The 19,984-nt window shown below is 34.1% G+C and carries 14 protein-coding genes; 8 read left to right on the forward strand and 6 right to left on the reverse strand.

Translation table 11 applies throughout. The features are described 5' to 3' along the window. Window positions 1–81: 81 nt before the first annotated feature. The 6 genes from EAH81_RS16115 to EAH81_RS16140 form a co-directional block, all read right to left on the reverse strand. On the reverse strand, window positions 82–2,343 hold the full coding sequence (locus tag EAH81_RS16115; protein WP_140508933.1) for a CocE/NonD family hydrolase: 2,262 nt from the start codon (window positions 2,341–2,343) through the stop codon (window positions 82–84). 484 nt (window positions 2,344–2,827) lie between these two features. Beyond that, the gene (locus tag EAH81_RS16120; RefSeq protein ID WP_140508935.1) at window positions 2,828–4,195 is read right to left on the reverse strand and encodes an alginate export family protein; all 1,368 of its coding nucleotides are present in this window, start codon (window positions 4,193–4,195) and stop codon (window positions 2,828–2,830) included. Between the two features lie 99 nt (window positions 4,196–4,294). Beyond that, window positions 4,295–6,079: an amidohydrolase gene (locus EAH81_RS16125; RefSeq protein ID WP_140508937.1), complete on the reverse strand. Its 1,785-nt coding sequence runs from the start codon at window positions 6,077–6,079 to the stop codon at window positions 4,295–4,297. Window positions 6,080–6,215: 136 nt separating this feature from the next. Next, the gene (locus EAH81_RS16130) at window positions 6,216–6,905 is read right to left on the reverse strand and encodes a hydrolase (protein WP_140508939.1); all 690 of its coding nucleotides are present in this window, start codon (window positions 6,903–6,905) and stop codon (window positions 6,216–6,218) included. Window positions 6,906–7,125: 220 nt separating this feature from the next. Next, window positions 7,126–7,440, reverse strand: a complete 315-nt coding sequence (locus tag EAH81_RS16135; protein WP_140508941.1) for a hypothetical protein — start codon at window positions 7,438–7,440, stop codon at window positions 7,126–7,128. 1,013 nt (window positions 7,441–8,453) lie between these two features. Then, on the reverse strand, window positions 8,454–9,407 hold the full coding sequence (locus EAH81_RS16140) for an alpha/beta hydrolase (protein ID WP_241676575.1): 954 nt from the start codon (window positions 9,405–9,407) through the stop codon (window positions 8,454–8,456). Window positions 9,408–9,839: 432 nt separating this feature from the next. On the opposite strand from EAH81_RS16140, the gene EAH81_RS16145 reads away from it, so the two are divergent. The 8 genes from EAH81_RS16145 to EAH81_RS16180 all read left to right on the forward strand — a co-directional run bounded on the left by EAH81_RS16145 (window position 9,840) and on the right by EAH81_RS16180 (window position 19,763). Next, window positions 9,840–11,309, forward strand: coding sequence for an MFS transporter (locus tag EAH81_RS16145; RefSeq protein WP_140508943.1), 1,470 nt, complete (start codon window positions 9,840–9,842; stop codon window positions 11,307–11,309). 86 nt (window positions 11,310–11,395) lie between these two features. Next, complete coding sequence (gene kduI / locus EAH81_RS16150) at window positions 11,396–12,235, forward strand: 5-dehydro-4-deoxy-D-glucuronate isomerase (RefSeq protein ID WP_140508946.1); 840 nt, start codon at window positions 11,396–11,398, stop codon at window positions 12,233–12,235. A gap of 5 nt (window positions 12,236–12,240) precedes the next feature. Beyond that, complete coding sequence (locus EAH81_RS16155) at window positions 12,241–13,032, forward strand: gluconate 5-dehydrogenase (protein ID WP_140508949.1); 792 nt, start codon at window positions 12,241–12,243, stop codon at window positions 13,030–13,032. A gap of 21 nt (window positions 13,033–13,053) precedes the next feature. Continuing rightward, window positions 13,054–14,460, forward strand: coding sequence for a glucuronate isomerase (gene uxaC, locus EAH81_RS16160; RefSeq protein WP_140508951.1), 1,407 nt, complete (start codon window positions 13,054–13,056; stop codon window positions 14,458–14,460). Window positions 14,461–14,640: 180 nt separating this feature from the next. After that, complete coding sequence (locus EAH81_RS16165) at window positions 14,641–15,663, forward strand: sugar kinase (protein ID WP_140508954.1); 1,023 nt, start codon at window positions 14,641–14,643, stop codon at window positions 15,661–15,663. Window positions 15,664–15,779: 116 nt separating this feature from the next. Further along, complete coding sequence (locus tag EAH81_RS16170) at window positions 15,780–16,451, forward strand: bifunctional 4-hydroxy-2-oxoglutarate aldolase/2-dehydro-3-deoxy-phosphogluconate aldolase (protein ID WP_140508956.1); 672 nt, start codon at window positions 15,780–15,782, stop codon at window positions 16,449–16,451. A 220-nt stretch (window positions 16,452–16,671) separates the two neighbouring features. Next, the gene (locus tag EAH81_RS16175; RefSeq protein ID WP_140508958.1) at window positions 16,672–18,120 is read left to right on the forward strand and encodes a tagaturonate reductase; all 1,449 of its coding nucleotides are present in this window, start codon (window positions 16,672–16,674) and stop codon (window positions 18,118–18,120) included. A 20-nt stretch (window positions 18,121–18,140) separates the two neighbouring features. Beyond that, window positions 18,141–19,763, forward strand: coding sequence for a UxaA family hydrolase (locus tag EAH81_RS16180; RefSeq protein WP_140508961.1), 1,623 nt, complete (start codon window positions 18,141–18,143; stop codon window positions 19,761–19,763). Window positions 19,764–19,984: the final 221 nt, after the last annotated feature.

Consider the following 19,984-nt stretch of genomic DNA (forward strand, 5'->3'; position numbering starts at 1 on the left):
AAACCATGAAAGAAAAATCATGAATAAGCATCCTAATAATAATTTGAATACACGAGTTATTTTCTTATCGTTCATCATTAATTACAATTTTAAAATTGGAAGCGTAATAGAACTGTTTGTATACCATTTTATTTTAAGAGGTTCTTTGGCATCAGCAATTGTTTCAGAACTAACATCTTTACCGGAACCATAATTAACCTCCCAATTTGGATTTTTATTTGCGCCAATTACGATTACAATGGAGCTTCCTTTTTGTAATTCTTTAGAAATAATAAAGGTTTGATTAATGTCGATTGTTTCAATTTTGTTCGGAGTCAATAATTGTCTTTTGGTTCTGTCTTTGGCAAGACTCGCTCTTTGTATATTGTTGGTTAAAGCAAAATATTTGCCATTCGCCGTTTTTTCATAAAGCTGCACCTGCATATCAATATCTTTTTTGTTGATGCTTATTTTTAAAGAAGCTTTTAATGAACCACTAATAATTAAAGGTTCTGAGATTGGATCACTTTCAAAAACTAACAGTTGTTTTTCAGGCTTTAAAATAGAATCTATTACACTTGAGAAGCCATTTACAGAATCATCACTATAGATATTAATCTCTGAACGATCTGTAAAATCAACTGTCTGATCAAAAGAAGTCACTTTTTTAGGTGCTGTTTTTTGCAGCGAATATTTCTTATCGTTATTCGCCAAATAAAAAGTAAGATCCTGATTGTGCATCTTATCTAATGACGGAACGCTTTTCCATTCGTTTTTACCCATGATTTCAAAGTTTACTTTATCCTTTAAAATCTCGGGACGTTTAGCGCCTTTTAAAATATAATCAAACCATTGAAAAACAATTGTATTTATCGGAATAATAGCGGCCTCATCTAAGGTATATCCCCCTAATTCTTTTTTTGGAGATCTTTGTGATCCACCGTGATCATAAGGTCCAATAATTAGATAATAATTATCTGTTTTATTGTATTTCTGATATTGCTTATAATAATACATTGCACCAAGCTGATCGTCATCATAATATCCCGTAGTACTCAAAATTGGAATATTGATGTTGGCAAAAGCTTCTTTTTGAGGCGTCATATCCTGCCAGTATTTATCATAAGCAGGATGATCTAACCATCTTTGAAACAATGGAGAGGGATTGCCTTCTATTTGATCGAGAGTTCTAAAACTACTGCCTGTTTTATAATATTGAGTAAAAACTTCATCCCATTTTTTACTGTTTTGAAAATCGTTGAAATCTGTTAATTTATTATTAGCTACAAAATGAATCCATCTTAAAGCATAGCTCATAAATATACCATTTTGCATAGGAAAATCGATTCCCGCACCAACAGAAACCTGTGGTACAATTGTTTTTAATGCAGGATGTACTTTCTTCATGGCACTCCATTGCGCAAATCCCAGATAACTTCCGCCGTATAAACCTATTTTGCCATTACACCAGGATTGCTTACTGATCCAATCCAGAATATGATAAGCATCATTGCCATCATGTTCATAAGGCTCAATTGGATCATTACTTAGACGTTTACCTCTTGTATTTGCCACAAAACCAACATAACCCATATTGGCAATTTCTTTGCATTGACTTAATTCATTTCCGGCATAAATATTATACCTCATGACCACGGGTTGTGGCTCAGATACCTTTTTATTTTTAACCATCGTACCAGAAACTGTGCTTCCGTTTGGTAATGTTATAATGATGTTTTTATCAATAATGTAAGTGTCAGATTCTATTTTTGCAATTATTTTGCTAGCGATAGAAAGTGTTTTACTGTAAATAAAATAACGGGAATATTGTCTGCATAAAACGGCTGCATCTTCGATACTAATACTGTCGTTTGTTTGAGCAGTTTTTAATTTAGATTCGTAATTGCTTTTTATTTCGTCCAGTTTTATTTCATAATAACCTTCGGCCCAGGTTTTTCCATCATCGTCAAAACTGTTGTATAATTTGTAAAATTCAGAAGTATAGATATTTTCAAAATCTGTTTTTGATTTTGGTTCTTTTGTAATTGTTCGGGCATATGTTTTATAGATAAATCCCAAAGGTCTATTCACGATACTATCGCCTAATATTTCTTGTGAATAGGTAACCAAAGTTTGCTGCATTGCTTTGTAATCTCCTGCAACAAACTGTATTCTTGCGTAACTGTCTAAGAAAGTAGCTTTATTATCGTTTTTATAAATCGGCAGTAATTTCTTTGCTAATAAAGGCATGCTTTTGCTAACTGTCAAGCTATCTTTAAAGTTGTTTTTATCAAAATATATTTTTTGTGAGGTTCCTATCTGAAAAGAGAAACAGACTAATAATACAAGGATACTTTTTTTCATGTTCGGAAATTTATTTTTGAGGTATTGGTCTAAATTTGTTATCTCAAAAATACTATAAATTTCTTATTAATCGATGCACGCAAATTAAAATCCATCTCTGTAAATAAATCATAATGGACGGATTGATCCCGAAGCCTCGGTACGTCTTAAGGCTCTTTATACTTATTGTGATTAAAAACTTGCCAAGTTTTTGAGTATTTGATTTATTGACTAGCCTCCCAGCTTTAGCTCAATGTCATTAAGTTAAAGGAATATTGCCGAATAAAATCTCGCGCAAAGTCGCAAAGTCGCAAAGAAAATGTATGTAAACTGGGCGTCTTTGCGACTTTGCGCGATTTTTTAATCAATATTAGGCTCAAGATTCAATTCATTGATTTCTAAAATTTAAATTCTGCTGTCAAAGCTGCATAAAATAATCTTTGCGCATAATGGACGGATTAAAATCCGTCCCTACAAAATAAACCGAATCTGCGATTCTTTAAAATCAAAATTTAAACTGTGCTGTCAAAGCTGCATAAAAATAATCTTTTCCTGTACCAACTTCTTTTAAGAATGCTCCGGCATCAAACCAGCCGGTTTCTAATGTGAATGATAGAAAATCATTTGCGGTATAATCTAAATTTGCAATTAATTGAGAACCTATAAAACGTTCTGTCGTATCTTTTCCTGAATACAATAATTGCATATTTGGAGCGTATAAACCATCACTTAAAGATTGTCTCCAAAAAATATCATAATCAAATCCAAGTCCTAATTTTTCAGTTAAAGTAAAATTAATAGAAGGATGAATATCAATTAAATTGGATGGACCAATTAAAGCAACCAATCCAAAATAAGCGCCTCTGGGATATAAGGGATTAAAGGTTTCTAAATGATTGTCATCTGAATGTTTATCTCCTGAAATAATTTCTGTTTTAAGTCCGATTTCGGGACTGAATTTTATATTTTCGAAAGTATAACAAGCAAAAGAAGAAAGTGTCCAGGCTGAAATTGTTTTTTGATTTATGGTTCCGAATTGGTATAATCCTTCAAAATCATATTTCCAGCTTCCTTTATTTTTCCAGATTCTGGTTCCAATAGATTGTCTGTTTTCTTCGCCAATAGCATCATTAAAAACGGCCCTTCTTTTCCATAAACCTAAATAATAGAAATCGATATTCTGAATAAAAGGCACTTTATGAATTACAGTATAACTTCCCCAGAATTGAGCATTCTCATTGAAATTATCATTAAAAGTTCCTGTTTTATTAGCAATTGGGTGCGTGTAAAATGCATCAGTTTGCCAGTTGTTTTTTTTATAAAATAGCTTTACTGCGTCAAAAGCAAGTCGGCTGTTTGGTCCTTCACGAACAGCTATTAAACGCTGCGAACCATACGACATTTCCTGTCTTCCGGAACGTAATGTAAATCGTTCGTTTGGATTTTTTATAAAATCAATATCTAAAAAAGCCTGATGAAAGTCCAACTGATTTTCGTCAACAGGACTTGGATCAATTTTACTGTTGGCTAAACTGCTTTGCAATTCAACAAAAGTTCTGAAAATTCCCAAATGAACATCCGCATGAAGCAGATAACGGGAAAGTAAATAACCGTCGCCTTCATCAGAATCATCGCCCCATTTGTCATTTACGGTGTAGGTATATTGTAATCTCGCTTCACCGCCAATAGTAGCGTAATAATGGTCATTTTTTCCTAACGGAATATACTTGATTTTCTCGTACCAATTTCTGGTAGAATCCTTTAGATAAGTCAAATCATCGTCATATCGCAGCTTTTGAAAAACTGGCTTTTGTTGTGCATTTGCAGAAAAAATAATTCCCAAAAGCAACAATAATCGGAATAATGTTTTCATATATGTAAAAGTTATTTGTTATTGGTCTTATATGTTATCGCCTTTTATTTAATGGTTTTTGCTTTCGCAAAAATCTATTTAGTGGCGATTTCATAATAATTAGTTTTTTTGATATCCACCAAAATAATTTACTGGGCTCCAATCCGGAATTGCTTTTGGAGTTGGTGCAGCAAATGTTCTAAAAGTATCATTTGCATAAACTACCTTTCCGTTGACAACCGTAAGTTCTGATTCGATGTTTAAGATTTTCTCTTCGGCAGTGTTGAAATAATCATCAGAAAGTATGGCAAAATCAGCTAGTTTATTTGCTGTCAACATTCCGCGATCTTTTTCTAAATTAATCAATTGTGCACTTCCGTAAGTAAAAAGCTTTAGCGCCATAGTTCTGTCCTGAATATTTTCGTCAGCCATATATTTCATGCCGCCGAGAGTTTTTCCTGTAGTTAACCAATATAAACCAACCCACGGATTGTAACTGGCAACACGAGTTCCGTCAGTTCCCATTCCGACTTTGATTCCCATTGCAAGGATTTTCTTTAGCGGAACTGTATTTGCAGCAGCGGTTTTACCATATCTTTTGATGAAACTTTCTCCCTGATACGCCATTCTATGCTGAATTGCCAAACCTCCGTTTAAAGCTTTGATACGTTTTAAATTTTCGTCAGAAACTGTTTCTCCATGATCGAAAAACCATAAAAGTCCTTTTAGTGGAGTTTCTTTATTGATGTCTTCGATAACATTCAAAAAACGGGTAATGCTTTCATTATAAGTTGCGTGAATTCTAAAGGGCCATCTGTTTTTAACCAATAAAGATAAAACTTCTTTTAACTGACCTTCCATTGCCGGACTTAATTCTGGTCTTGGTTTATCAAAATTTTCGAAATCTCCGGCACTCATTACCAAATTTTCTCCCGCGCCTTGTGCGTGATATTCTACTTTATTTTCGTCGTGATCGTCGCAACCTTCACCAATTTCTACCGTGCTGACCCATTTTGAATAGTCATTCAATTCGTTTCCTGCTTTTTGAGCAAACAAATAATACGGCATTCTAATCGTAAGTCCGTCGTCTTTGCACAAACCGTTTGTCACGCCGTAGTCGCCAGGAAAGTTTTGAAATCCACCGCCGGCATCAATAATGGCTGTTACGCCAAGACGATTCATTTCGGTCATAAATTGTTTAGTCGAATTTATTTTTTCGTCAGCAGTTAATTCCGGTAATTTAGAAAGTGTCGAGTATAAAATAAAAGCATTTGGTTCTGCCACTAATAATCCGGTTGGGTTTCCGTTGGCATCTTTTTCTACAAGTCCGCCATTTGGATTTGGAGTATTGGCGTCAATTTTTAAAGCTTCCAATCCGGCTTTATTCAAATAAGCGTGACCGTATAAATGAAGGACAAATGTTGGAACATCGCCTGTAGCTTCGTTTATTTCGGCTAAAGTTGGTAATCTTTTTTCTTCAAACTGATAGGCATTCCATCCGCCTACAACGCGAACCCATTGTCCTTTTGGAGTTCTTTGTGCTTGTTCTTTTAGCATAGCCAAAGCTCTTTTTAAAGTACGAACGCCGTCCCAGCGCAATTCGGTATTAAAGAATCTTCCGCCACGGATAATGTGCATATGAGAATCAAATATTCCCGGAATGATCACTTTTCCTTTGGCATCAATTACAGTTGTGTTTTTGTTTTTTAATTTTAAAATATCGCTGTTTTTTCCGATTTTCAGGATTTTTCCATCGGCAACAGCCATAGCTTCGACAATTGTATTTTTGTCGTCAAGCGTATGAATAACAGCATGATGAACGATAAGTGTGGCACTTTTGCCTTGAGCAAAAATAGGAAGGGAGAGAATTAAAAGTAATGCTGGTAATATGGTTTTTAGTTTCATGATCTTGGGTTTATAAGGTTTTGGGTAGATTTAATTAAAAATTGAGAATTAAAAATTAAAATGTTTCTATGTGTTTAATTTTGTCACGCAGATTTAGCAGATTTTTAATTTTTAATTCTCAATTTTTAATTTATAATTAATGTTTAAGCATTTCGTGAGCATATTGAATACCTACGCCATAAGCACCACCATATTTCTTAGCAAGATCAGTAACGGCTACATAAGTTTCCTGACGTGCCCAATCGCGTTGTAATTCCAGTAAATATTGCAATGAAGTTATTGGGTGAGCACCTGCCTGAACCATACGAGTTATCGCCATTTCATGCGCTTCTTTAGAAACGTCTGCACTTGCATCGGTGATTACATAAACATCATAACCTTCACTGATTGCTGATAATGTTGGTCCAACGATACAAACGCTTGTCCATAAACCTCCAAAGACGATTTTCTTTTTGCCTTTTCCAGTGATGGCTTTGTATGCAGGAGCATCTTCCCAGGTATTCATTGAGGTACGGTCAATATAATTTGAAGTTTTTTGTGGATAAAATTCTTCAATTTCGCGGAAAACAGGTCCGCTGAATGATTTTTCGGCTACGGTTGTTACAATTGTGGGAACATTAAATATTTTTGAAGCCCCGGCTACCAAAGCGGTATTGTTGCGAAGTTGGTCAATTGGAGTACTTCCTACGGCAAATGCCATTTGGCTTTCGTAATCAATAAGAACCAAAGTATGGTTTGTTGGACTTAATAATGCCGGGCTTGGTTTTTGGGCAAAGCCAATAAATGTTACTACTATTAAAACTGCTGTTAAGATTAATTTTTTCATGATAATGTAATTTTGTTTGTTATTAAAAAGGTTTTTAAAATTTGTATTCAGTTTGATTTTCAGTTTATTGCGTTCAAAAGCAGTGCCTTGTTTGTAAGGCGTTGATTTTAAACGATTTTTTAAAAAAAGGCAATAGTGATTTTAACGATATATCGTCAACGATTAGGCGATCTTCGTAAATGTGTTAATAAAAAGGCATTGATGTGAAAAATTTGGGTACCTAAATTTTTCCTTTAAGATATAATCTGTGTTCGATTTCTGATTTTAGTAAACCGCTTCCGCCGCCAAAATGTTCTATAACTTCGACATTGGGTTGTTCTTTTAAACAGAAAAGGGTAAACTCTTTTTCGACATGATCTTCGATTCCGGAACTCAATAGAACAATATCGATTTTGTGATTTTGAAAATATTCTTCCGCCAGCTTTTCGTCACTAAAGTCAACTGCATTCCAATTTTCGTATGCATTTACCAATCTAAGTAAGATCTCCAAAATAGGCTGGTTTTTTCCGAGTATTAAGAATTCAAATGTTTTCATTTTTTTCATTTTTTAGGTTCTTTAAAAAAAAGATTCTAAGTTTCTAAGATACTGAGTCGCTAAGTTTTTAATCTTTTTAGATCTTATCAGAACTTCTATTTTACTTGACAAATTTATTATTTATAAAACCAATTAAACTTAATCTAGAATAAGTTCTTATTTAGTTTCTAAGATTCTGAGCTTTTGTCGATTTTTAAACTCAGTGCCTTAGTAACTTAGTCACTCAGTAACTAAAAAAAACTAATTTACCTGACAAATGTATTTCAGAAATTATAGTTTTCAACTTAATCTAGAACAAGAAATCTTTGCGACAAATCTTAGCAACCTTAAAAAGAACATATAATTTATTTAGCAAATGTATTTCAGAAGTTATAGTTTTCAACTTAATCTGGAACAAGAAATCTTGGTCTTAATAGCTATCGTGTTAGTCTTAGGAATTTAAATTAACAATAGGTTAAAGTCTTAGTAACCTAGAACCTAAGTACTGAAGCATCGGCATAGTGCAACAAAAAATAAACTTTTGTTAAAAAATATTCCTAACTAAATCGCAAACAATAGATTATATTTTTTAGGAGATAAAAAAGTGATTTTTTTTAGTAAAATGAGGAAAGCCGTAATGAAGTCATAAAAGTAGCTTGTAGCTTTGTGGTATAGAAATCAGAGGATATAATGTTTTTGCCTTTTTTAAACATCATATTGATTCTATGGTTAAAACTGTTTTTGGAGAAACAATTTTTTTATTACAATGAAAATTGGGCGTATTCATTTGATCGTGGGTAGGTTTGTATAAATTTGCAAGAGTACAACACTGTCTAATTTTTATAGGGTTTTTAGATTTGGTTTTTTAACTGATTCTAAAAACCCTTTTTTGTTTTTAGCCACTCCCGATAGCTATCGGGATAAAATGATTTTATGGATTGTTATTTGTGTAAAATTGTTGCCACGAATTCCACCAATTTACACTAATTTAATTCGTGTTTATTCGCGAAATTAGTGGCAAAATCATTTATATGTTAATTTTTATACCCATGAGTTTTCAGCCATTCTTCGCAATCTCTGGTCCAGTATTTACTGCTATCGTTAACGCCTAAACCAAAACCATGTCCGCCTTTTTCGTAAATATGCATTTCTGCCGAAACTCCATTTTTTTTGAGCGCTAAGTAATAGTTAATACTGTTTTCGGGCAAAACCACCGTATCATCTGTAGCATGAATCAGGAAAGTTGGCGGCGTTTGTGCGGTTACTTTTTTTTCATTAGAAAAAGAATCTATTAATTCCTGTGAAGGATTATTGCCTAATAAACTTGTTTGTGAACCTTTATGGGTAATGTCATTTTGCATAGAAATTACAGGATAAATCAAAAGAGAGAAATCTGGTCTTGCACTTACTTTTAATGTTGATTCGTACACTTTATCGTCATAGTGAGTTGCTAGAGTCGAAGCCAAATGTCCGCCTGCAGAGAATCCTAAAACACCAATTTTATTTGGATCAATATTCCATTTTGCAGCATTTTGGCGTACATAGCGTACTGCTTGCTGGGCATCTTGTAATGGTCCAATGTTTTTGTTTGTCATGATTAAATCACTTGGTAAACGATATTTTAAAACAAATGCTGTAATACCTAAACTATTAAACCATTCAGCTACTTTAACTCCTTCTTTATCATAAGCCAAATGCTGATATCCTCCGCCTGGAAGAATAATTACAGAGGTTCCATTAGGTTTTGTTTTATTAGGAAGATAAACAGTTAAAGTTGGAGTTTTAACCAAACTAATGCTTTCTATTGTTCCATTCGAAATGTTTAGGCCAACATTTTCCCGATAATTTAAATCTTCAATTTCTCCTGGAATTTTATCCCAAAGTGGTATTGGTTGAAAATTTTGTGCTTGTAAAGAATTCATAAGTGCTAAAAACAGTGTCGGAATTAGTAGTGCTTTCTTGAATAATTGGTTTTTTAATTTTTTCAATTTTAAAAGTATTTAGGGTTGTTGCAATCGGGTTGTAATTTACTTTATAAAAGTTGATTTAAGTTGTAAAATCTTTAAAAATAAATTCATTTTTCGAATATTAAAAAACAAATCAAAAAGAGCTTGCAAAAGACTTGCTTTTAACACTGTTTTTCAAGGATAAATATGGTTTTTTATAAAAAATACGATTTAACAAATATATTGTTTAATATGTAATTATGGTTTAATTTTTTTGTGTGATGTGTTTATTTATTGACTTAAATTAATTTTTTATATAAATTATTTGGAATATAAAGATTTAAAAGTATATTTGTGCAATCGATTACATTATTTCTTTTTTTATTGAATTTGAATCTATGGATTTAATTATTCTTTGAAGAAATAATGAAATTGAAAGACCAAAAACCACAAATTTTATAATAAATCAGTACCATGAGTCAATTACATGCAGTTATTATGAGCGAAACTAAAAAAACTACAGGAAAGTACCGTTGGAGTATTTGCGCATTGCTTTTTTTTGCAACCACAATCAATTATTTAGACAGACAAGTGCTTTCTTTGACATGGAGCGATTTTATTGCACCTGAATTTCATTGGACAAATAATGATTATGGAAATATCACAGCATTATTTTCTATATTTTATGCGGTTTCTTTATTGTTTGCGGGACGCTTTGTGGATTGGTTAGATACTAAAAAAGGATTTCTTTGGGCGATCGGGATTTGGTCTTTCGGAGCTTGTTTGCATGCATTTTGCGGTATTGCAACAGCAGGATATATTACAGGAAATTGGTTTATTGGTTTTGAAGTGGCTAAAGATGCTATTCATTTGATAAAAGACACCGGATTGGTAATTAATGTAAGTGTTACATTGTTCATTTTTGCCCGTTTTGTTTTGGCAATTGGTGAAGCTGGAAATTTTCCTGCGGCGATCAAAACAACAGCAGAATATTTTCCTAAAAAAGACAGAGCTTTTTCTACTAGTATTTTCAATGCCGGCGCTACTGTAGGCGCATTGGCAGCTCCAATATCAATTCCTTTTATTGCGAAATCTTTTGGTTGGGAAATGTCATTTATTATAATTGGTGCGCTTGGTTTTATCTGGATGGGATTTTGGGTTTTTATGTATGATAAACCGGAAAAACATTCAAAAGTTTCAGCTGCTGAATTAGAATATATACAACAAGATGTTATCGCAGATAGTAAATTAGTAGGATATGTGCCTGAAACAGATGCAAAAGTATCCTTTGCAGATTGTTTTAAATACAAACAAACATGGGCTTTTGCTTTTGGTAAATTCATGACAGATGGTGTTTGGTGGTTCTTTTTATTCTGGACACCTGCCTATTTAAGTTCGGTTTACGGAATGGATTCAACCCAATCAGCTTTGCCATTATTCGTGCTGTATTTGATTACACTCCTCTCTATTATTGGAGGTTGGTTACCCACTTATTTTGTGGAGAAAAAAGGAATGAATCCGTACGAAGGAAGAATGAGAGCGATGTTGATTTTTGCGTTTTTCCCAATATTAGCATTATTTGCACAGCCACTTGGATATATAAGCTATTGGTTACCAGTAATTATTATTGGTATTTCACTTGCAGCACATCAATCTTGGTCGGCAAATATTTTTACAACAGTAGGCGATATGTTTCCTAAAAAAGCAATCGCAACTATTACCGGAATTGGCGGTTTAGCCGGAGGTGTTGGTTCTACTATAATCAATAAAGGATCAGGTTTGTTATTCGACTATAGCAAAGAAACCAATATGTCTTTCATGGGCTTTAAAGGTATTGAAGCGGGATACTTTATCATTTTCTCCATTTGCGCCGTTTGTTACTTAACTGGTTGGTGCGTGATGAAAGCATTAGTACCTAAATACAGACCAATAACGGATTTATAAGATTTCGCAAATTTTTATAACGAATCTAAAAGGTATTTTAAAATAATAATTTACTTTTGTGCAATCGATTACATTAAAATAAAATTATGACAAAATATAGTTCAAGATACGCGTCAAGCCCCGAAGCTGTAAAAAAATACGATACTCAGGAATTAAGATCTGAATTCTTAATTGATGACTTAATGCAGGCAGATGAAATTGTATTAACCTATTCTCATTACGATAGATATATTGCCGGATCTGCAGTTCCTGTAAAGGGCGATTTGACATTAGAAAGTATTGATCCGCTTAAAGCGAGTTATTTTCTGGAAAGAAGAGAAATAGGAATTATCAATGTTGGCGGAAGCGGTTCTATTGTTGTCGAAGGAAAATCTTTTGAACTAGGTTTTAAAGACGCTTTGTATATCGGAAGCGGAAATAAAGAAGTAGTCTTCAAAAGCGATGACAGCAAGAATCCTGCTAAATTTTATATTAATTCGGCACCGGCACATACAACGTATCCAACGGTAAAAGTGAGTTTGGCTGAAGCCAATAAACTACAACTTGGAGCTATGGAAACGGCAAATCACAGAACAGTTAACCAAATGATTATTGGAAGTGTTGTAACAACTTGTCAATTACAAATGGGAATGACAGAACTAAGACCGGGAAGTGTTTGGAATACCATGCCGGCACACGTTCACGATCGTCGTATGGAAGTTTATTTCTATTTGGATATTCCGGAAAATCAAGCAGTTTGTCATTTTATGGGACAACCACAGGAAACCAGACATATCTGGATGAACAATCATCAGGCAGTTATTTCTCCGCCGTGGTCAATTCACTCAGGATCAGGAACCAGTAATTATACTTTTATCTGGGGAATGGCAGGTGAGAACTTAGACTACGGAGATATGGACGTTTGTAAAATCACAGATTTAAGATAAGAATCATGATAGATTTATTTGATATAAAAGGAAAAATTGCCCTAATCACAGGAAGTACACACGGACTGGGACTGGCAATGGCAAAAGGTTTAGGCGAAGCCGGAGCAACAATTATAGTGAACGGAAATTCTTCTCAGCAAAAAATTGATGATGCTGTAAACGAATTAAAACAAGAAGGAATAAAAGCTGTTGGTTATAAATTTAATGTAACCGATGAAAAAGAAGTAATTACGGCTATTCAGAAAATTGAAAGTGAAGTTGGACCCATTGCCATCCTGATTAACAACGCCGGAATTATCAAAAGAATTCCGTTAATCGAAATGGAAGTTGCTGATTTTAAAGAAGTAATTGACATTGATTTGGTGTCTCCTTTTATCGTTTCAAAACATGTTGCCAAAGGAATGATCGAAAGAAGACAAGGCAAAATCATCAATATCTGTTCGATGATGAGCGAATTGGGACGAAATACGGTTGGCGCTTATGCTGCAGCTAAAGGAGGCTTGAAAATGCTGACCAAAAACATGGCAACAGAATGGGCAAAATACAACGTACAAATCAACGGAATTGGCCCGGGATATTTTGCAACGGAACAAACGAAACCAATTCGAGTTGACGGACATCCATTCAATGATTTCATTATCAGTAGAACTCCTGCTGCAAAGTGGGGCGATCCGGGTGATTTAGCGGGAGCAGCGATATTTTTATCTTCAAAAGCAAGTGACTTTGTAAACGGTCACATTTTATATGTAGATGGTGGAATCCTGGCAACAATTGGTAAACCATCAAACGAAGCATAATCTCAATTATATTAAAAAGACATGAGCGCAAATCAAACCTTCATAAACGATAATTTTTTACTTGAAAATAAATTTGCTGAAGAATTGTATCATAACTATTCTAAAAATCAGCCTATAATAGATTATCACAATCATTTGAATCCTCAGTTTATTGCCGAAGATAAAATTTTTGACAATATAACACAGGTTTGGATCAATGGAGATCACTACAAATGGCGCGCAATGCGTACTTTGGGTGTAAATGAGCAATTTATAACCGGAAGTGGTTCTGATAAAGATAAGTTCTTAAATTGGGGAAAAACCGTTCCATACACGATGCGTAATCCTTTGTATCACTGGACACACTTAGAATTGGCTCGTTATTTTGATATCTACGATTTATTGAACGAAAAATCGGCAGAGAGAATCTATATCGAAACTTCAGAAAAGATAAACTCTGAAGCTTACAGCACACAAAACCTCCTTAAAAAAGTAAACGCTGAAGTAGTTTGTACCACCGAAGATCCCATTGATAGTTTAGAGTTTCACCAGAAACTGGCAAAAAATCCAATTGGAACTAAAATGAGTACGGCTTTCAGACCTGATAAAGCCATCTTAATTTCTAATGATGGTTATAATGCATATCTGGACACATTAGGGGATGTGTCCGGAATTGCAATTAACACGTATTCAGATTTATGCAATGCGTTAAGAAACAGAATTGAATTTTTTCATTCAAATGGCTGTAAATTAAGTGATCACGGTTTAGATCAGATTTATTTTGAAAACTTTACAGAAAGTGAAATCAATTCCATCTTTAAAAAGAAAAGAGAAAATCAAACTATAAGTCCAGAAGAAGGACTGAAATTCCAGAGCGCAATTTTATTGGTTTTATCAGAGACTTATCATGAGTTTGGATGGGTACAGCAATTTCATTTAGGAGCTTTAAGAAATAATAATGCGCGTATGCACAGGATTTTAGGACCGGATACAGGTTGGGATTCTATTAGTGATTTTCCGCAGGCACAAAAATTATCTTCTTTTTTAAATGCATTAGACAGTAAAGATAAATTGACGAAAACAATCATTTATAACTTAAATCCTGCTGACAATGAAGTGATGGCAACCATGATTGGAAATTTCAATGATGGAAGCATTAGAGGAAAAGTTCAGTTTGGGTCCGGATGGTGGTTTTTAGATCAGAAAGACGGAATGACAAAGCAATTAAACGCCCTTTCAAACATGGGATTAATTAGCTGTTTTGTTGGAATGCTAACGGATTCAAGAAGCTTTTTATCATTCCCAAGACACGAATATTTCAGACGTATTTTATGTAATCTTTTAGGAGACGAAATCAAACGCGGCGAACTTCCAACCGACATGGAATGGATAGGAAAAATGGTTCAGGATATCTCCTACAACAACGCAAAAGAATATTTCAAATTTTAGTTAAGAAGAAAGAAGAAAGAGGAAAGAACATAGAACATAGAAGAGGGGATTTTAGTACTGAGGCTTAAAATCTTTTAATCATGATAATCTGTGGCAAAATAAAAAGCATCAAGCTTAATTTTTCTTAATTTCTTAATGGTAGAAAAAGAAAAATTTTACTGGTAAAAATAATAAAACAATATGAGTAAAGTAGTTGCATTTGGCGAGATTATGTTGCGCCTATCGACAGAAAGGCATTTGCGTTTTTCACAATCTACAGCATTTGACGCTTCTTATGGAGGAGGCGAATTTAATGTTTGTGTGTCTTTGGCAAATTACGGTGTAAACGCAGAGTTTGTAACAAGATTACCTGAAAATGAAATTGGAATTTCGGCATTAAAAGAAATGCGAAAAATGAACGTTGAATCTAAAAACATCATTTATGGAGGCGAACGTTTAGGAATCTATTTTCTGGAAACCGGTGCAGGAACACGTGGAAGTAATGTCGTTTATGATCGTGCGCACAGTTCAATGGCAACTATTGAAAAAGGAAATATTGATTGGGAAAAAGTTTTGGAAGGCGCAAATTGGTTTCACTGGAGCGGAATTACTCCTGCAATATCAGAAACCGCTGCTGAGGCTTGTTTAGAAGCTATAAAAGTGGCTCATAAACTAGGAATCACTATTTCATGCGATTTGAATTACAGATCAAAATTGTGGCAATACGGCAAAACACCAAGTGATGTAATGCCTGAAATGTTGAAATACAGTACTGTTATTTTGGGAGATATTGATACAGCCTATTTCATGTTGGGAATCCCAAAAGTAAATCCGAATTATCAGGATGAGAAATCACTGCCTGTTTTATACTCAAAACTGTTTGATTTACTTCCGAATTTGAAAACCGTTGCGACTACATTACGTTATTCTGTAAGCGCTTCACACCAAAGAATTGGCGGTGTTTTGTTTGACGGAAAGATGCTTTATCATGCAGGAATAAAAGAAGTTACGCCCGTGGTAGATCGGGTAGGAAGTGGAGATGCCTTTATGGGAGGATTGATTTACGGATTGTTGGAATATCAAAATAACAAGCAGAAAGCATTGGATTTTGCAGTTGCGGCTTGTTGTTTAAAACACACTATTGCAGGAGATTATAATTTGGTAACCTTAAAAGAAGTTGAAAATATGATTGATGGTAATTCGGCAGGATTAGTATCAAGATAATTAATATAATACCGATTGTATATTCAATATAGTCCAATTGCATTGTACTATTTTCATATTACATCGGCATTATACCGGAAGACATTGGACTAAAATATAAATAAAACGGGTATAATATGGCAAGATATTCAAGAATAGAAGTGGCATTAACAATGAAGGAAAACGGAATGGTTCCGCTCTTTTTTCATTCGGATTTAGAAATTAGCAAAAAAGTATTAAAAGCCTGTTATGACGGAGGCGCCAGATTAATGGAATTTACCAGCAGAGGAGATTTTGCTCATGAAGTTTTTGGAGCTTTAAACAAATATGCGTTGGCTGAATTGCCGGGAATGATTCTGGGAGTTGGTTCGATTACAGATGCTGCCGCAGCGTCATTGTATATGAGTTTAGGAGCTAATTTTATCGTAACGCCGGTTTTTAGAGAAGATATTGCAATTGCCTGTAATCGTCGTAAAGTTTTATGGTCGCCGGGATGCGGAACATTAACAGAAATTGCCAGAGCCGAAGAATTGGGTTGTGAAGTCGTAAAATTATTTCCCGGAGATATTTATGGGCCAGAGTTTATAAAAGCAATAAAAGGTCCTTGTCCGTGGACGAATATTATGCCTACGGGCGGCGTTTTGCCAACGATAGAAAGTTTGACTTCATGGTTTAATGCAGGTGCATATTGCGTTGGAATCGGGTCGCAATTAATATCAAAAGATATTCTGGATAATAATGATTTTGAAGGATTAAAAACGAAAGTAAGTCAGGTTCTTGACATCATAAATAATATTAAAAATAAATAAGGAGTAATCATGCCAATTCCTTATTTAATTACGTTTTTTTTAGATTTTAGAGATTGTAATTGAACATTACGCTTGCAAAATAAAGCTTGTCATTCCTCACAGCAAGTTTCTATTTTATCATAAACAAGTGTAATGTTTCTTTTACAAGTTCAAAATCCTTTAATAGAAAAACGAATAAGGTATTTATTGTGGTTATTTAAAACGCTTTAAAGAAATTATAATGGAAAAAATAAACAGATCAAACACGGAATTTTCAAAGAAACTTCCAATTAAAATAATACAATTTGGCGAGGGTAATTTTTTAAGAGCATTTGTAGAATATGCATTTCAGAAATTAAATCAAAAAGCAGATTTTAATGCCGGAATTGCAGTTGTGCAGCCTATAGACAAAGGTTTGGTCAATATGATCAATGCTCAGGACGGTTTGTACACTTTATTCATGAAAGGGGTAAAAAAAGGGGAGGAAATTCAGAAAAAAGAATTGATTACCAATATTGTAAAAGCAGTTGATCCTTATGCTTCTTTTCAGGATTTTTTGGCTTTAGCCAAAGAAGAAGAATTGGCCTTTATAATTTCAAATACAACAGAAGCCGGAATAGAATATATTGAATCTGATCGCGTAACAATGCAGCCACCGGTTTCATTTCCTGCAAAATTAGCCGTACTTTTATATGAAAGATTTAAGCATTTTAAAGGTGATAAATCAAAAGCTTTAACGATTATTCCATGTGAGTTAATAAATTATAACTCAGATACTTTGAAGGAAATTGTTTTGAAGTATTGTGCAGATTGGAATTTAGAACCGGAGTTTAAATCCTGGTTGATAAATGATTGTACATTTCATAATACTTTAGTGGACAGAATTGTACCGGGATATCCAAAAGATCAGATTGAAGAATATAACAGTCAGTTAAATTATAAAGATGATTTGATTGTAAGTGCCGAAAGTTTCTTTTTATGGGTAATTGAAGGCGATGATAAATTGAAAGCCAAACTTCCGTTTGAAAAAACAGATTTAGATGTAAAAATAGTAGCTGATATGCAGCCGTATCGTACACGTAAAGTTAGGATCCTGAATGGCGCGCATACTGCAATGGTACCGTTTTCATTGCTTTATGGAAATGAAACCGTTAAAGAAACTGTTGATAATACTTTTACAGGAGAATTTGTAAATAAAGCTGTTTTTGAAGAGATTAATGAAACTTTAAACATGGATAAAGCGGAATTAACCAGTTTCGCCGAAGAAATATTAGACCGTTTTAGAAACCCGTTTATCAAGCATTTATTGTCTTCAATTGCTTTAAATTCAATATCTAAATTTAAAGTAAGAGTGTTGCCAAGTTTAACAGGATATGTTGATATTAATCATAAACTTCCGGCTCATTTGACATTTGCATTTGCCTGTTTAATTCGTTTTTATAAAGGTACATGGAAAGGCAAAAATCTACCGATAAATGATAGTGAAGATATTGTAGCTTTCTTTGACGGACTTTGGAAATCTGATGATTATAATAAAATTGCCAGACTCACTTTGCAGAATAAAAATTTCTGGGATGAAGATTTAACAGCAATTCCCGGACTAACAGATGCAATAGCAAAAGCCTTAGAAGAAATTGATGCAAACGGCTTGGAGCAAGGCTTCGCTAATTTTGAAAAACAAATAAAATAAAGAACTCACATACTATAGTTATGGCAACTCAAAAACAATTAATAAAAGTTAATCCTACTGATAATGTAGCGGTTGCTTTAGTGAATCTAACTGCTGGAGAAGTAATTAACTTTGAAAGTGAAAACATCACTATCGAAACTGATGTGAAAATGAAACATAAAATTGCAATGGTTCCTTTTAATGTAGGAGACAGGATTATTATGTACGGTGTTTTGGTAGGAAAAGCAAGTGCCAGAATTGAAAAAGGAGGTTTACTTTCGACTTCAAATGTAAAACACGAAAGCGATAAAGTAACTGGTAAAACAGAAACTATTGGCTGGACGGCACCTAATATTGATAAATGGAAAGACAGAACTTTCTTGGGCTATCATAGAGAAGACGGTCAAGTTGGAACTGAAAATGTATGGTTGTTTTTTCCGCTGGTTTTCTGTGAAAACAGAAATATCGAAATCCTGAAAGATATTTTCGAAAAGGAATTAATGAAACCAAAAGAGAATGATTACCAGTTATTGCTTCGTTCTTTGGTAAAATCGGAAAGTGGTGGTATTGGTAATGAAGCAGCTTCTAATGATTCTAATTTATTCAATAATATCGAAGTAAAATTCATCACGCATCAAGGTGGTTGTGGCGGAATTCGTCAGGATTCGCATAGTCTAGCTAAATTATTGGCTGGTTATGTAAACAATCCGAATGTTGCGGGAGCTACAGTTTTGAGTTTAGGTTGTCAGAATCTTCAAATTCAGATCTTTAAAGATGCTATGGATGAGATAAATCCAAATAGTAAAAAGCCTGTTTTGATTTATGATCAGCAGCAAATTGGGACTATTGAAGCCATGTTGAGCAGCGTTGTAAAAGATACTTTTGAAGCGATTAAAAAAGCAAACGAATTACAGAGAACTCCTGCGCCATTGTCTAAACTAAAAATTGGTTTAGAATGTGGCGGATCTGATGGATTTTCCGGAATTTCGGCAAACCCAACATTGGGTGTAACTTCAGATTTATTGGCTGCATTAGGCGGAACTACGATACTTTCTGAATTCCCAGAATTATGTGGAGTAGAGCAGGAATTAGTGAATCGTTGTGTTGAAGATGAAGGAGGGGAGCGTTTCCTTGAATTAATGAAATGGTACGAGAAAACCGTTGTAGATGCTGGTTCGGGATTTGATATGAATCCGTCTCCGGGGAATATCAAAGATGGTTTGATTACAGATGCCATGAAATCTGCAGGAGCAGCAAAAAAAGGTGGAACTTCACCAATTGTAGGTGTTTCGGATTATGGTGAATATATCACAAAACCGGGATTAAACTTGCTTTGTACACCAGGAAATGATGTTGAATGTACAACTGCAATGGTTGGTTCTGGAGCCAATATGGTTTTGTTTACAACAGGTTTAGGAACTCCAACAGGAAACCCAATTGCACCAGTTGTGAAGATTTCGTCCAACTCTGATTTAGCTAAAAAAATGTCGGATATTATCGATATCGATACAGGAGGAATTATTACAGGCGAAAAAACAATCGATCAAATGGCAGACGAAATGCTGGAATTTATAATAGATGTTGCGAGCGGAACCATTAAAACCAAAGCTGCAATCCTAAACCAAAACGATTTTATCCCTTGGAAGCGAGGAGTTTCATTGTAAAAGGTTTACGCATAAATAAAAAGTTTACCATATAAGTTATATAAGCTCATTTAAGAATGGGCTTATTTTTTTGCCGGAGATTAAAAGTTTTTTTAGCCACGAATTCACGAATTATTCCAATCAATTTTGCGCAATCATTCGTGAATTCGTGGCTATTTTTTTAAGGCAATACATAAATCTGTGGCAAAAAAGACACAAAGCTTATATTTTCTTATATCACT

The organism is Flavobacterium pectinovorum (assembly GCF_006438875.1).
GTDB lineage: Bacteria > Bacteroidota > Bacteroidia > Flavobacteriales > Flavobacteriaceae > Flavobacterium > Flavobacterium pectinovorum_A.

Coding starts and splice junctions, on each gene's coding strand:
- EAH81_RS16130 (WP_140508939.1), bottom strand. CDS start 6,905: ATGAAAAAATTAATCTTAACAGCAGTTTTAATAGTAGTAACATTTATT.
- EAH81_RS16145 (WP_140508943.1), top strand. CDS start 9,840: ATGAGTCAATTACATGCAGTTATTATGAGCGAAACTAAAAAAACTACA.
- kduI (WP_140508946.1), top strand. CDS start 11,396: ATGACAAAATATAGTTCAAGATACGCGTCAAGCCCCGAAGCTGTAAAA.
- EAH81_RS16125 (WP_140508937.1), bottom strand. CDS start 6,079: ATGAAACTAAAAACCATATTACCAGCATTACTTTTAATTCTCTCCCTT.
- EAH81_RS16155 (WP_140508949.1), top strand. CDS start 12,241: ATGATAGATTTATTTGATATAAAAGGAAAAATTGCCCTAATCACAGGA.
- EAH81_RS16120 (WP_140508935.1), bottom strand. CDS start 4,195: ATGAAAACATTATTCCGATTATTGTTGCTTTTGGGAATTATTTTTTCT.
- EAH81_RS16170 (WP_140508956.1), top strand. CDS start 15,780: ATGGCAAGATATTCAAGAATAGAAGTGGCATTAACAATGAAGGAAAAC.
- EAH81_RS16135 (WP_140508941.1), bottom strand. CDS start 7,440: ATGAAAACATTTGAATTCTTAATACTCGGAAAAAACCAGCCTATTTTG.
- EAH81_RS16175 (WP_140508958.1), top strand. CDS start 16,672: ATGGAAAAAATAAACAGATCAAACACGGAATTTTCAAAGAAACTTCCA.
- EAH81_RS16165 (WP_140508954.1), top strand. CDS start 14,641: ATGAGTAAAGTAGTTGCATTTGGCGAGATTATGTTGCGCCTATCGACA.
- uxaC (WP_140508951.1), top strand. CDS start 13,054: ATGAGCGCAAATCAAACCTTCATAAACGATAATTTTTTACTTGAAAAT.
- EAH81_RS16180 (WP_140508961.1), top strand. CDS start 18,141: ATGGCAACTCAAAAACAATTAATAAAAGTTAATCCTACTGATAATGTA.
- EAH81_RS16115 (WP_140508933.1), bottom strand. CDS start 2,343: ATGAAAAAAAGTATCCTTGTATTATTAGTCTGTTTCTCTTTTCAGATA.